Source organism: Achromobacter sp. ESBL13, assembly GCF_036668755.1.
Classification (GTDB): Bacteria; Pseudomonadota; Gammaproteobacteria; order Burkholderiales; family Burkholderiaceae_B; genus Achromobacter.
In genome coordinates, this window is the sequence record NZ_JAZEVT010000006.1 from 262,257 (window position 1) to 276,778 (window position 14,522).

At 66.3% G+C, this 14,522-nt stretch carries 9 protein-coding genes; 4 read left to right on the forward strand and 5 right to left on the reverse strand.

The features are described 5' to 3' along the window. Positions 1-12: 12 nt before the first annotated feature. Positions 13-783: a class I SAM-dependent methyltransferase gene (locus V6F88_RS22545; protein ID WP_332612372.1), complete on the forward strand. Its 771-nt coding sequence runs from the start codon at positions 13-15 to the stop codon at positions 781-783. Between the two features lie 82 nt (positions 784-865). On the opposite strand, the gene V6F88_RS22550 is transcribed toward V6F88_RS22545, so the two are convergent. The 4 genes from V6F88_RS22550 to V6F88_RS22565 are packed head-to-tail and all read right to left on the reverse strand — an operon-like array spanning position 866 to position 5,527. Beyond that, positions 866-2,473 (reverse strand): mannitol dehydrogenase family protein, encoded by a 1,608-nt coding sequence (locus V6F88_RS22550; RefSeq protein WP_332612373.1) that lies wholly within the window; start codon positions 2,471-2,473, stop codon positions 866-868. Next, positions 2,461-3,672: a D-mannonate dehydratase ManD gene (gene manD, locus V6F88_RS22555; protein ID WP_332612375.1), complete on the reverse strand. Its 1,212-nt coding sequence runs from the start codon at positions 3,670-3,672 to the stop codon at positions 2,461-2,463. Before manD ends, V6F88_RS22550 begins: the two co-directional genes overlap by 13 nt. Before the next feature lie 59 nt (positions 3,673-3,731). Further along, positions 3,732-4,769 carry an L-idonate 5-dehydrogenase gene (locus V6F88_RS22560; RefSeq protein WP_332612377.1) on the reverse strand — a complete coding sequence of 346 codons (1,038 nt, stop codon included), beginning with the start codon at positions 4,767-4,769 and terminating at the stop codon, positions 3,732-3,734. A 29-nt stretch (positions 4,770-4,798) separates the two neighbouring features. Next, positions 4,799-5,527: a FadR/GntR family transcriptional regulator gene (locus tag V6F88_RS22565; RefSeq protein ID WP_332612379.1), complete on the reverse strand. Its 729-nt coding sequence runs from the start codon at positions 5,525-5,527 to the stop codon at positions 4,799-4,801. A 182-nt stretch (positions 5,528-5,709) separates the two neighbouring features. Here V6F88_RS22565 and iaaH point away from each other — a divergent pair, with 182 nt between their 5' ends. Beyond that, complete coding sequence (iaaH, locus tag V6F88_RS22570; RefSeq protein WP_332612381.1) at positions 5,710-7,188, forward strand: indoleacetamide hydrolase; 1,479 nt, start codon at positions 5,710-5,712, stop codon at positions 7,186-7,188. A 26-nt stretch (positions 7,189-7,214) separates the two neighbouring features. Here the strand turns inward: iaaH and metH are convergent, their stop codons facing one another. Continuing rightward, positions 7,215-10,988, reverse strand: coding sequence for a methionine synthase (gene metH / locus V6F88_RS22575; RefSeq protein ID WP_332612382.1), 3,774 nt, complete (start codon positions 10,986-10,988; stop codon positions 7,215-7,217). Positions 10,989-11,447: 459 nt separating this feature from the next. On the opposite strand from metH, the gene V6F88_RS22580 reads away from it, so the two are divergent. Both V6F88_RS22580 and V6F88_RS22585 read left to right on the forward strand, forming a co-directional pair. Next, positions 11,448-13,487, forward strand: coding sequence for a TonB-dependent receptor (locus tag V6F88_RS22580; RefSeq protein ID WP_332612384.1), 2,040 nt, complete (start codon positions 11,448-11,450; stop codon positions 13,485-13,487). Positions 13,488-13,539: 52 nt separating this feature from the next. Beyond that, the gene (locus V6F88_RS22585; protein WP_332612386.1) at positions 13,540-14,472 is read left to right on the forward strand and encodes a cobalamin-binding protein; all 933 of its coding nucleotides are present in this window, start codon (positions 13,540-13,542) and stop codon (positions 14,470-14,472) included. The last annotated feature ends 50 nt before the right edge of the window (positions 14,473-14,522 follow it).

Consider the following 14,522-nt stretch of genomic DNA (forward strand, 5'->3'; position numbering starts at 1 on the left):
CCAAGGAATTTCATGACCGCCAGCACCCACGACGCCGCCGTCGACCGCCAGTTCAGCCCCCGCGCCACCGCGTACCTGACCAGCGCCGTCCACGCCCAAGGCGAGGACCTGCTGCAAATGGCCGGCATCGCGCGCGAACGCCCGCAGGCTCGCGTGCTGGACCTGGGCTGTGGCGGCGGCCACGTGACGTTCCACGTGGCGCCCGAAGTCAAGCACGTCACCGCCTACGACCTGTCCCAGCAGATGCTGGACGTGGTGGCCGGCGAAGCCGCCAAGCGCGGGCTGGCCAACGTGGCCACGCGCCAGGGCAAGGCCGAATACCTGCCCTTTGCCGATGGCGAATTCGACGTGGTGATGTCGCGCTATTCCACCCACCACTGGCAGGACGCCGGCCGTGGCCTGCGCGAAGCGTTCCGCGTGCTCAAGCCGGGCGGCATCGCCGTGTTTGCGGACGTGGTCTCGCCCGGCGAGCCGCTGCTGGACACCTGGCTGCAAACGATTGAAGTGCTGCGCGACACGTCCCACGTGCGCGACTATTCCGTGGCCGAATGGACGCGGATGCTGACCGAGGCCGGCTTCACCTTGCAGGGGCTGTCGCCGCGCCGCCTGCCGCTGGAATTCCAGACCTGGGTCACGCGCATGCGCACGCCGGACACGCTCGTCGCGGCGTTGCGCCACATGTTCGGCATTGCGCCCGATGTGGTGCGCGCGCATTTCGACGTGCAGGACGACGGCTCGTTCACCAGCGACACGGCGACGATCGTGGTGAAGAAGCCGGGGTGATGAACACGGCCTACGGAAACAGGCCATACCCAAACAGGCCATACGTAAACAGGCCTACGTAAGCAGGCCTACGTAAGCACACCTACGTAAGCAGGCCCTGCGTGCTCAGCGCCCCCGCCACGCCCCGCGTGCGCAGCGCATGCGCGGCTTGCGACACGGCCCGCACAAAGCGCGGGTCGTCGCCCAGGTCGCCAAACACCGCCGTCACGCCGGTCAGCGTTTCGGTCCAGGCTTGCATGGCGGGCGGCCCCGCGCTGCCGCCCTCGAAGGCACGCTCCGCCTTGGCAAGCCGTTGCGCCAACTCTGCCGCCATCGGGTCCTGGATGTCATAACGCCGCCCCGCCTCGTCAACGCCGCGCAAGAAGTGCAGCCACGCGGCCACCGCCAGCGCCAGCTTGTCGATCGGCAAATCTGCCGCCAAGCGGGCACGGACGGTGTCCAGCAAGCGCTGCGGCAGCTTCTGCGTACCGTCCATCGCAATCTGCCGGGTCTGGTGTTTTAACGCCGGGTTCTGGAAGCGTTGCAACAGCCGCTGTTGATAACGCGCCAGGTCCAGGCCCGGCAACGTGGGCAACGTCGGCACGATTTCGTCCTGCATCAACGCGGCCAGATAAGCCTTCAGCGCCGGCTGCGCCATCGCTTCGCCCACCGTCGCCCAGCCCGCCATCACCGACAGATAGGCCAGCGCCGAATGCAGGCCGTTGACGGTGCGCAGCTTCAAGGTTTCAAACGGCGCGGCATCGGCCACGAAGCGCGCGCCGCCTGCGGCCCAGTTTGGCCGGCCGGCGGCAAACCGGTCTTCCACCACCCATTCCAGATAGGGCTCGCCCACGACCGGCCAGGCATCGTGCAGGCCCAGCGCGCGCGCCACGGCGCGGCGATCCTCGTCGGTTGTGCGAGGCACGATGCGGTCCACCATGGAACACGGAAAGGCGCACAAGGCGTCGATCCATGCCGCCAGCGCCGGGTCAACCTGCCGCGCAAACGCCAGCACCATGCCGCGCAGCAAGTGCCCGTTGCCGGGCAGGTTGTCCAGCGACATCAGGGTGATCGGCCCCCTGCCTGCCGCGCGTCGCTGCTGCAAGCCCCACACCAGGTAAGCGATGGTGCCGCGCGGCGCCAGCGGATGGGCAAGGTCGTGCACGATGTCGGGGTGTTGCAGGTTCAAGCGGCCGCTGGCGGGGTCGTGGCAATAGCCTTTTTCAGTCACGGTCACGCTGACGATGCGCGTGTCCGCATGGGCGATGCGCGCCAGCACGGCGGCGGGATCTTCGGGCGCAACCAGGGTTTCGATCAGGCAGCCGATCACCGCAATCTGCTGTTGCAGGCTGCCGTCCCCGCGCATGCCCGTACCGCCGCACCCGCCCTCGCCCTCACCGCCGCCCTGGCTAGCACTGCGTAGCGCCAACGCGTACAAGCCTGCTTGCGGCGCCAGCGCATCGCGCGTGTCCGTCTGCCGCAACGATACGCCACAAATGCCCCAGCCCAGGTCTGGCCCCACGCCCGCGCCCGCATGCAGCGCGGCCTCGTTGACCGCCGCCAGATGCGCGCGCGCGAACGCCCCCAGGCCCAGGTGCACGATGCCCACGCGCAAGGCGGCCCGGTCATACGCGGGCCGCGCCACAGCATCGGGCAATGACGCCAATCGCTCGGGCGCAAGCCGCGCGGCGTCGGCCGCTACCAGTTCCATAGCGTGCCGTCCTGCTGCAAGCGATTCACCGGCAGGTAGGCACGTTTGTAGGGGTACTTGGCCGCCAACGTTTCATCAATGTCCACGCCATGGCCCGGCACGTCGCCGGGATACAGCATGCCCTGGTTGAACGTATAGGCGTGCGGGAAGACGGCGTCGGTTTCCTCGGTGTGGCGCATGTATTCCTGGATGCCGAAGTTGGGCACCCACAGGTCAAAGTGCAACGCCGCGCCCATGCACACCGGCGACAGGTCGGTAGCGCCGTGGCAACCGGTGCGCACCTGGTACAGCGAGGCCAGGTCCGCGATGCGGCGCAGATGCGTGATGCCGCCCGCGTGCACGACGGTGGTGCGGATGTAGTCAATCAACTGGTTCTGCACCAGGTCCTTGCAATCCCAGATGGAATTGAAGATCTCGCCCACGGCCAGCGGCGTGGTCGTGTGCTGCCGGATCAGGCGAAAGGCGTCCTGGTTTTCGGCCGGTGTGGCATCTTCCATCCAGAACAGGCTGTAGGGTTCCAGCGACTTGCCCAGCCGTCCGGCTTCGATCGGCGTCAGGCGGTGATGCACATCGTGCAGCAGATGATGTTCAAAGCCCAGCTTGTCGCGGATGCGCTCGAACAGCTTCGGTGCGTGACGCAGGTATTTTTCAGTGGACCAGTCATGTTCGCTGGGCAGGTCGGCGTCGGCGGGTTCGTAGAACAGGTTGCCGCGCCCCACGCCATAGACCTTATCCAGCCCTGGCACCCCGCTTTGCGCACGGATGGCGTGGTAGCCCATGTCGGCATAGCGCAGCACTTCGTCCAGCGTGTGCTCGATGTCCGACCCGTTGGCGTGCCCGTAGACCATGACGCCGCTGCGGCTCTTGCCGCCCAACAATTGATACAGCGGCATGCCGGCCGCCTTGGCCTTCAGGTCCCATAGCGCGGTGTCCACGGCGGCGATCGCGGTCATGGTGACCGGGCCGCGCCGCCAGTACGCGCCTTTGTACAGGTACTGCCAGATATCCTCGATCTGATGCGCGTCGCGCCCGATCAGGCAGGGGATCACGTGTTCGGTCAGGTACGCCGACACCGCCATCTCGCGCCCGTTCAAGGTAGCGTCGCCGATGCCCGTCAGCCCCTGGTCGGTTTCTATCTTCAGGGTCACGAAATTGCGGCCCGGCGAACAAACAATCACGCGTGCATTCGTAATTTTCATTGGGGTTTTCCGAGTAGACAGCGGGGGCAGGGATAGGGGGTTGGCCGACGAAGGCCGCGTCAGAACGTCACCATCACCTTCATCGCCAAATGCCGGTCGGCCGCCAGCGCGAAGGCGTCATGCACGTTGCGCACCGGCACCGCCGCCGTCAGCAGCGGCGACACGTCCAGTACGCCCCGGCTCAGGTAGTCCACCGCCCAGGCGTATTCGTCGACGAAGCGAAAGCTGCCGATCACGGACAGGCTTTTCACCATGATGAGATTGAACGGGCATTGCTCGCTGCTGCCATTCAACGTGCCTACCGTAACGATGACGCCACGCGGGCGGGTGGCGCGGATGCAGTTGGCCAGCCCGGCGTAATTGCCGGAGGCTTCGAAGCAGACGTCGACGGTGCCCTTGCCCGCGCCCAGCGCGTCGATGGCACCGGGGTCGGTAGCGGCGTTGATGATGTGGGTGGCGCCGACGCGCGCGCAGGTGGCCAGCGTCTCGTCCACGATGTCCACCACCGTCACCTGGCTGGCGCCGGCCAGCCGCGCCGCCATCAGGATGAGCGCGCCGATGGGGCCGGCGCCCACCACCATCACCGACTTGCCCAGCAGGCCGCCGGCGCTGCGCACCGCGTGCAGCGCCACGGCCAGGGGCTCGCCGAAGGCCGCCAGTTCGAATGACAGGCTATCCGGCACGGGCAGGCATTGCGCGTCCTGCACCACAACTTGTTCGCGCATGGCGCCCTGCATGTGCGGATAGCGGCTGGCGCTACCGAAAAAATGCACTGCATCGCAATGGTTGGAATCGCCTTGGCGGCAGTAGCGGCACACGCCGCAGGTGCGCGCCGGGTCCAGCGCCACGCGGTCGCCCGGTTTCACTGTGGTAACGGCGGCGCCCACCTCCAGCACCTGGCCCGAGGCCTCGTGGCCCGGCGTCAACGGCTCGCGGATGACAAAGTCGCCCACCCTGCCATGACGGTAGTAATGCAGGTCCGACCCGCAGATGCCAACGGCCTTGATGGCCACGCGCACCTGCGTCGCGCCCAGCGCTTCAGGCGCCTGTACGTCCAGACGCAGATCCTGTGCACCATGAATTGCGCAATTCAACATGCTGGTGTGCCCCTATATGACGGGATGCGCTATCGCCACCCCTGGGCGAATTCGCCGATGACGCGTTCCAGGTGCGCACGCATCGCCAGCCTGGCCGCCTGCGCGTCGCGCGCAACCAGCGCGCTGAAAATCTGCTGATGGTCTTGCTGCGATGCCTGGCGCAAATCCTGCGAATGGAAGTGCTGTTCCATCTTTTCCCAGATCGGCCCTTGGGCCTGGTCCCACATCGACGTTACCGTCGCCAGCAACACGCTATTGCCGGTGGACTGCGCGATGTAAAGGTGAAAGCGCCGGTCGGCCTCTTGGTTGGCCGCCTTATCCGTCATCTGCTCGCGCATGGTGGTCAGCGCCTCGAAGATGCGGTCCAGGTCGGCATCGGTGCGGGTTGTGGCGGCCAGTGCCGCCACCTCGGACTCGATCAGGCAACGCGCCCGCAGCAGTTCAAACGGCCCGGCCCCCGCTTCCTGCGCGGGCGGCAGGCGCGCCACGCCGGGCTTAGGTTCGCAGACATAAATGCCGGAACCGCCCCGCACTTCCACCACGCCTTGCAGTTCCAGCGCGATGATGGCTTCGCGCAGCGCGGTGCGGCTGACGTCAAAGCGTTCAGCCAGCGCGCGTTCGGCTGGCAGCCGCTTGCCGACGGCAAATTCGCCCTGGGCGACCAGGGCGTGGATTTGCGCCGCCAGCCGCACATAGGCGCGGTCGGGCGCCGGCTTGCTGGCCGGCTCTGCGGGTTTGGGGATCAGTTGCAGCGTCATGGCATATTAAAGTGGTCTGACCAAATAATATTTGGTTCACCAATCTTCGGCATCATGGTTTACCAGTATCCGACTGGTGAACCAGAAGACCCAGCCGGCCAGCGTAGCGGCCGCGCTCGACAGGTCCGGCAGGTAACGGTATAGATGGCGGTTCCATCAACCGTGCATAAGGGAACCGCGCCATGTCCGATTCATCCAAGCAGCCCACGTCCGCGCCGCCCTTGCCCCACGCCCACGGCGACGACGTGCTGGCTTCCCTGACCGTCCGCCAGGCCGCCGCCCTGATCCGCGAGGGCCGTTTGTCCAGCGAAGCGCTGACCCAGGCCAGCCTGACCCGCATCGACGCCCACGCCGCGTTGAACGCCTTCATTACCGTGGACCACCAGGGCGCCCTGGCCCAGGCCCGCGCCTACGACGCGCAGCCGCACGGCGGTCCGCTGGGCGGCGTGCCCATCGCCATCAAAGATAACATCCACGTTGCCGGCCTGCCCAACACCGCCGGCACGCCCGCGCTGAAATCGTTCCGCCCGGCAAAAGACGCACCGGTGGTGCAGCGGCTGCGCGCGGCGGGCGCGGTCATCGTTGGCAAGACCAACATGCATGAACTGGCGTTTGGCGTGTCGGGCTACAACACCGCGTTTCCCGGCCCGTTGGGAGACGGCACGCGCAACGCCTATGACAGCAGCCGCATCGCAGGCGGTTCGTCGTCGGGTAGCGGCGCGGCGGTGGGCGCGCGCCTGACGCCGGCGGCCATGGGCACCGACACGGGCGCATCGGTGCGACTGCCGGCCTCGGTAAACGGCGCTGTCGGATTCCGGCCGTCGGTGGGGCGCTATGACGGCGCCGGCATCACGCCCATTTCACACACCCGCGACACCCCGGGTCCCATTGCCAACAGCATGGACGACATCGTGCTGCTGGACGCGGTGCTGGCCGATGACACCGCGCCGCTTGCGCCGCTTGACGCAAAAAGCGTGCGCCTGGGCCTGGCCAGCTATTTCTGGAACGACCTGGAAGCCCAGGTGCGCGACGTCACCCACGCCGCGCTGCAAAAGCTGCGCGACGCGGGCGTGCAGTTGGTGGAGATCGACATGCCCGAGCTGCCTGCCGCCAACGCCGCGGTCGGCATGCCGCTATGCCTGTATGAACAAAAGCCGGACCTGACCGACTACCTGCAACGCTACGACACGGGCGTGAGCTTTGACGAGGTGGTGGCGCAGATTTCCAGTCCCGACGTCAAAGGCATTTTTGAAGGCTTGATCGTGCCCGGCGTCTTGCCCACGCCCGACGGCCAGGTGCTGGCGCTGCAACCCTTGTACGAGCGTGTCATCTCGCACCAGCGCGATGAACTCATCGACGTCTATCGCCGCGCGTTCGCAGAACACCAGCTAAACGGCCTGCTGTTTCCCACGCTGCCGATCCTGCCGCTGCCCGCTACGCCGCAGGCCAGCAGCTTCGAAGCGTTCAGCCGCCTGGCCCGCAACGTGGACCCGGGCAGCAACGCCGGCCTGCCGGGCCTGAGCGTGCCGGCCGGGCGGTCAAAAGAAGGCTTGCCCGTGGGTTTGGAAATAGACGGGCTGCCAGGCGAAGACCGCGCGGTGCTGGCGATTGGGCTGACCCTTGAACGCATCCTGGGCCGCATCGCCCCGCCGGGGCGATAAGCGGCTGTCCGGCCCAGGCCGGCGCATCACCCCAGGTTCGGCGCCAGTGTGCGCTTCAGGTCTTCAATGCCGCGGCCGCTGCGTTTGGCGTAGTCTTCAAGCTGGTCTTCGCCGATCACGCCCACGTTGAAGTACTGCGATTGCGGGTGGCTGAAGTAGAAGCCCGACACGCTGGACGCCGGGTACATGGCATAGCTGTCGGTCAGCATCATGCCGATGTCGGCGCCGTCCAGCACGCGGAACATATCGGTCTTGACGACGTGTTCCGGGCACGCCGGGTAGCCGGGCGCGGGGCGGATGCCCACGTACTTTTCGGCAATCATGTCTTCGTTGGACAGGGCCTCGTCGGCCGCGTAGCCCCACAGGTCCTGGCGCACGCGGGCATGCAGGCATTCGGCGAAGCCTTCGGCCAGGCGGTCCGCCAGCGACTTCAACATGATGCTGGAATAGTCATCCAGCGCCTTCTCGAATTCCGCTTCCTTTTTCTCGATGCCGATGCCCGCCGTGACGGCGAACATGCCGATGTAGTCCATCTTGCCCGAGGACTTGGGCGCAATGAAATCCGCCAGCGACTTGTTGCTGACGCCCTCGCGCTTGGCGCCCTGCTGGCGCAGGTTGCGATACGTGAACAGCACTTCGCTGCGCGTTTCGTCCTTGTAGATTTCGATGTCTTCGTCGTTGACGCTGTTGGCCGGGTAGAAGCCCACTACGCCGTTGGCGGTCAGCCAGCGGCCTTCGACGATGCGCTTCATCATGGCCAGGCCGTCGGCATAGACCTTGCGCGCCTGCTCGCCCACGACCTTGTCGTCGAGAATGGCGGGGAACGGGCCGAACAGGCTCCACGTCTGGAAGAACGGGCCCCAGTCCACGTACTTCACGATCTCGGCCAGGTCGTAGCTTTTGAACGTGCGACGGCCGATGAACTTGGGGCGCGGCGGCGTGTAGTTGTCCCAGTCGATGACGGGACGCGAGGCGCGGGCGTCGGCCAGCGGCAAGATCGGCGTGGCCTTGCGGTTGGCGTGGCGGCGGCGCACTTCCTCGTATTCCTGGGCCAGTTCGGCCAGGTACGTTTCAGACTGGTCCGACATCAGGTTGGTGGCCACGCCCACCGAGCGGCTGGCGTCGGGCACATAGATGACCGGGCCTTCGTAGTTGGGCGCGATCTTCACGGCCGTATGCACGCGGCTGGTGGTCGCCCCGCCGATCATCAGCGGCAGCTTGCGGCTGCGGAAATATTCGTCGCGCTGCATTTCGCTGGCCACGTAGGCCATCTCTTCCAGGCTGGGCGTGATCAGGCCGGACAAGCCGACGATGTCGGCGTTTTCTTCCTTGGCCTTTTCCAGGATCTGCGCGCAGGGCACCATCACGCCCATGTTCACGACTTCGAAGTTATTGCACTGCAAGACCACCGACACGATGTTCTTGCCGATGTCGTGCACATCGCCCTTGACGGTGGCGATGACGATCTTGCCCTTGGCGCGCACGTCGCCGCCGGCTGCCGCGATCTGGCGCTTTTCTTCTTCGATGAAGGGAATCAAATGGGCCACGGCTTGCTTCATGACGCGGGCCGACTTCACCACTTGCGGCAGGAACATCTTGCCTTCGCCAAACAGGTCGCCCACGACGTTCATGCCGTCCATGAGCGGGCCTTCGATGACTTCGATGGGGCGGCCGCCGCGGTCGAAGATCTTCTGGCGCACCTCTTCGGTGTCTTCCACGATGAAGGTGGTGATGCCGTGCACCAGCGCGTGCGCCAGGCGTTGTTCGACGTCGGCCTTGCGCCACGTCAGGTCTTCTTCGCGCTTGGCGCCGGAACCCTTCACGCTGTCGGCAAACTGCACCAGGCGTTCGGTGGGCGTGCGTTCGTCGGACGGGTCCGTCTTGCCGACGGGGTCGGGGCGGTCCAGCACCACGTCTTCGACCAGGTCGCGCAGCTTGGGGTCCAGGTCGGCGTACACGCCCAGCTGGCCGGCATTGACGATGCCCATCGTCATGCCTTCCTTGACCGCGTAATACAGGAATACGGTGTGGATGGCTTCGCGCATCGGCTCGTTGCCACGGAACGAGAAGCTGACGTTGGACACGCCGCCCGAGATGCGGGCGTGGGGCAGGTTTTCGCGGATCCAGCGGGTGCCTTCGATGAAGTCCACCGCGTAGTGGTTGTGTTCGTCGATGCCGGTGGCGACCGCGAAAACGTTCGGGTCGAAAATGATGTCTTCGGGGGGGAAGCCTTCTTCCTCGACCAGGATCTTGTACGCGCGGCCGCAGATTTCCTTGCGGCGCTCCAGCGTGTCGGCCTGGCCCAGTTCGTCAAAGGCCATGACGACCACGGCCGCGCCGTAGCGGCGGCACAGGCGCGCGTGATGGCGGAAGGGCTCGATCCCTTCCTTCATGGAAATGGAGTTGACCACCGCCTTGCCCTGCACGCATTTCAGGCCGGTTTCGATGACTTCCCATTTCGAGCTGTCGATCATGACCGGCACGCGCGCGATGTCGGGCTCGGATGCGATCAGGTTCAGGAAGCGGTGCATGCAGGCCACCGAATCCAGCATGGCCTCGTCCATGTTGATGTCGATGATCTGCGCGCCGTTCTCGACCTGCTGGCGCGCCACGGCCAGCGCCTCGTCGTACTTTTCTTCGCGGATCAGGCGGGCAAACATCTTGCTACCCGTCACGTTGGTGCGTTCGCCGACGTTGACGTACAGCGTGTCTTCGTCGATGTTCAGGGCTTCCAGGCCGGACAGGCGCGTCTTGACGGGAATGTCCGGCACGACGCGCGGCGTCAGCGCCGTGACCTTGTCGGCGATGGCGCGGATGTGGTCCGGCGTGGTGCCGCAACAGCCGCCGGACATGTTGACCAGCCCGGCGCGGGCAAATTCTTCCAGCAGCGCGGACGTGTCGGCGGGCGTTTCGTCAAAGCCGGTTTCAGCCATGGGGTTGGGCAGGCCGGCGTTGGGGTACACGCAGACGTAGGTGTCGCAGATCTTGGACAGCTCGGCCACATACGGGCGCATCAACGCCGCGCCCAGCGCACAGTTCAGGCCGATGGTGATGGGGCGCGCATGGCGCACCGAGTTCCAGAAGGCTTCAACGGTCTGACCCGACAAAATGCGGCCGGACGCGTCCGTGACCGTGCCCGAGATCATGACGGGCAGACGGATGCCGCGCGCTTCGAACACTTCTTCGGTGGCGAAGATGGCGGCCTTGGCGTTCAGCGTGTCGAAAATGGTTTCGATCAGGACGATGTCGATGCCGCCGTCCAGCAGGCCGTTCAACTGTTCTATATAGGCGACGCGCAATTCGTCGAAGGTGACGTTGCGCGCGCCGGGGTCGTTGACGTCGGGCGAGATCGACGCGGTCTTGGGCTGCGGGCCCAGGGCACCGGCCACGAAGCGCGGCTTGTCCGGCGTGCTGTAGGCGTCACAGGCCTGGCGCGCCAATTGCGCGGAAACCAGGTTCAGTTCGTAGGCCAGTTGCGGCAGGTCGTAATCACCCTGCGCGATGGTGGTGGCGCCGAAGGTGTTGGTTTCGATGACGTCGGCGCCCGCTTCCAGGTATTGCCGATGGATCTCGGAGATGACATCGGGACGCACCAGCGACAACAGCTCGTTGTTGCCCTTGACGTCTTTGCCGTGGGCCGCGAAACGCTCGCCCCGGAAGTCGGCTTCACCCAGCTTGTAGCGCTGGATCATGGTGCCCATGGCGCCGTCCAGGATCAGGATGCGCTTGCCCAGCAGGCGGGCGAATTCGCCACCCTGGGTATAGGCTTCGGGCGGGTACGGCAGGCGGGGATACGACACGGGCAGGTCCAGATAAAGTTGGCCAACAGCGGCGCGGATGTGGCTAAAAAGCGAAAAACGCCGAAAAAACAAGCCCTGATCGTAACAAAACGGGGTCTCTCGCGCCCTCGGGTGATACAGTTTCGGCCCCGAACCGGTGCTTTCGGCGCATCAGGCTGGCAAGAACACAACACTTGCCTGTCCGCGTGCGAAAGATAAACGGGAAACAGGAAGACGCCCGCCCGGGCCGCCACGCCGCCTTGCCGTACAGCAGGCGGCCGGCAAGCCCCGCGTCCAGCCTGTGCTGCCCCCGCAACGGTCCCCATGCGCTTTTCAAGCCATGGCAGCCCGATACCGGCCAGTTCGCTCGTCAGGAAGTCCAGCGCCGCCGCGCCCGCTTTGCCGGGCTTGCCGTGGCGCGCGGACGTCCTCCCATCGTGATTGGCCTGCGGGGTCGCGGGTCGCATCGAGGTTATGTAGATGAAAGCCCGCTCTATCCGGCGTTACGCCGGCGCCCTGCTCTGTTCCGCTCCGGCCATCGCCGCCGCCCAGCAAGCTGCCACCTCCGAACTCGACCCGGTCATCGTGACCGCCCAGCGCGTGCCGACCGACGGCCGCACGCTGCCAATATCGATTTCGGTGATCACCGCGCAGGACATCGCCGCCAGCAGCGCGCGCACCATGCATGACCTGCTGTCGACCCAGGCCGGCATCAACCTGATCAATACCGGCAGCTCCAGCGACAACGCGATTGTCGACCTGCGCGGTTTTGGCATCACGGGCGCCAGCAACACGCTGATCATGATCGACGGCGTCAAGCAGAACACCAATGATCTGTCGGCCCCCAGCCTGGGCGTAGTGCCGCTGGACCAGGTGGAACGCATTGAAATCGTGCGCGGCAGCGGCTCGGTGCAATACGGCGGCGGCACGACCGGCGGCGTGATCAACATCATCACCCGGTCTGATTTCTCGAAAGAACCGGTCACCGCCCGCGCCACCGCCACGTTCGGCAGCTATGGCCTGCGCCAATACGACGCGGCCGTCGCCATGAACAACCAGAAGGTGGGCGTTGACGCCTACCTGCAATCGCTGCACACCGACGGCTACCGCGACCACAGCGGCGAGCGCCGCGAAGGTGGCGGCGGCGGCATCACGCTGCGCCATGACAACGGCTCGATCCGCCTGTACGGCCGCACCACCACGCAAAAGCTGGAATTGCCCGGCCCGCGCCTGATCAGCCCGTCGACCGGCGTGAACGAATTCCAGGACGACCCGCGCGGCTCGAAGAACGATGTGGACTTCGTCAAGACCACGTCCACCACCTTCGGCCTGCAAGTAGAGCAGGCCATTGGCGTGGGCACCTTGTACGCCGATCTGTCCACCCGCGAAAAGAAGCTGAACGGCCTGACGTATGACGGCTTTGGCGACACGTGGCGCGACCAGAAGCTGGAAGAGAACATCGCCAGCGTGCGCTATCGCCTGCCGATCACCGGCGGCCACAGCCTGGTGTTCGGCGCCGACGCGCAGGAATCCAAGACCACCGCCGACCAGAACGCCTACTACGACTTCGAACCGTCCAAGTGGCAGTCGCGCCAGCATCAGTACGGCCTGTTCGCCGAAGGCTTGTTCCGCGCCACCGACAGCACCACGGTCACGGCCGGCGTGCGCCGCCAGTACGCGTCCGACGACCTGGAAGTGCTGAGCGGTTCGGGCACCCCGTCGGATCGCAGCAACCACCTGACCGCGTGGCAGCTGGGGGTGCGCCAGGACCTGTCCGCCGGCTTCGGCCTGTACGGCAAGGTCGGCCGCAGCTTCCGCCTGCCCAACGCCGACGAACTGCTGTCGGTGCAAAGCCCGCTGGCCCCGCAAACGTCCACCGACAAGGAAATCGGCGTGACGTGGCAAGGCGCCGCCAGCAGCGCCCGCCTGTCGTACTTCCGCTATGACCTGACCAACGAAATCCAGTACAACCCGCTGGCCGACGGCATGTGGGGCCCGGGCACCGGCGCCAATACCAACCTGGACCCGACCCGCCGCCAAGGCATCGAACTGGAAGGCCGCACCGCCGTGTCCAGCAGCGTCACGCTGGATGCCAACCTGACCTGGATGGAAGCGCAATTCCGCTCGGGCAACTACGCGGGCGTGGACCTGGCCGGCAAGACCGTGCCGCTGGCGCCCAAGTGGCTGGCCAACGCCGGCGTGACGTGGCGCCCGACCGATGCGTTCCTGTGGAACGTGTCGGCGCAGTATGTGGGCAAGTCGCGCATGGACAACGACCAGGCCAACCAGTTCGACAAGGAACTGGACGCCTACGTGCTGTTCAACACGAAGGTCGCGTACAAGTTCACGCGCAACATCGAAGGCGCCATCGGTGTGAACAACATCTTTGACCGTCAGTACGCCACGTACGGCATACGCGGCGGCAATGCGTCGTTCGAAATGCTGGGCCCCGTCGCGAACTACAACCTGTACCCGGCGCCGGGCCGCAATTTCTACGCATCGCTCACGATGCGCTATTGATGGCGGACATCCGATATAGTCGGCGTTCTTCGCTGCCTCTATCGGCTTTTGCATGAGCTTTGCACGCGCGCTTTCCCGCATCGCCCTGGGGCTGTTCCTTGCCCCGGGCGCGTTGCCGGCCCTGCCCCTGGCCCTGGCCCTTGCGGTGGGCGCGGCAAGCGCGAACGCGGCCGACGCCATCCACACGCACGACGACAAGGGCCGCGCAGTCTCGCTGGCCGCGCCCGCGCGCCGCGCCGTCACGCTGGCGCCGCACGCCACGGAACTGGTCTACGCCGCCGGCGCGGGCGACTATCTGGCCGCCACCATACGCGGCAGCGATTACCCCCCCGCCGCGCGCCGCGTGCCCATCATCGGCGACGGCACGCAGCCGGATGCGGAACGCGTGGCAGCCGTGCGCCCCGACCTGCTGATTGCCTGGCAGCCCGCCGCGGCGCAGCCGCTGGTGCACGTCATGGACAAGCTGGGCGTGCCCGTTTTCTACAGCGATCCCTTGACCCTGGCCGCCATTCCCGACGCCGTTGAGCGCATGGGCGTGCTGTTCGGCACCGAGGCGCATGCGCGGCCCGCCGCCCAGCAATTGCGCCAGCGCCTGGCCGCGCTGACGTCGCGCTACGCCGGACGCCGCCCGGTGCGCGTCTTCATCCAGGCCGGGCTGGACCCGATCTACACCCTGAACAACAGCAGCATCGTCGGCGACGCGCTGCGCGTCTGCGGCGGCGTGAACGTGTTCGGCCAGGCGCCCGTGGTGGCGCCGCAGGTCACGCTGGAAAACGTGCTGGCGGCACGGCCCGAGGCGGTGGTGGCCGGCGTCAGCCGCCCGGAAGACACCGCCCGCAACCTGGCCGCCTGGCAGGCGCTGGGGCTGCCGGCCGCGCGCCTGGGGCACGTGTATGGCGTGGATGCCGACGCCCTGTACCGGCCGGGTCCGCGCCTGATCGACGCCGCCGAAGCCCTTTGCGCCGACCTGGACCGCCTGCGCTGATCCGGCCCTGGCGGTTGATGCATGCCGCATTCCTTGAAAAACGGAACGGG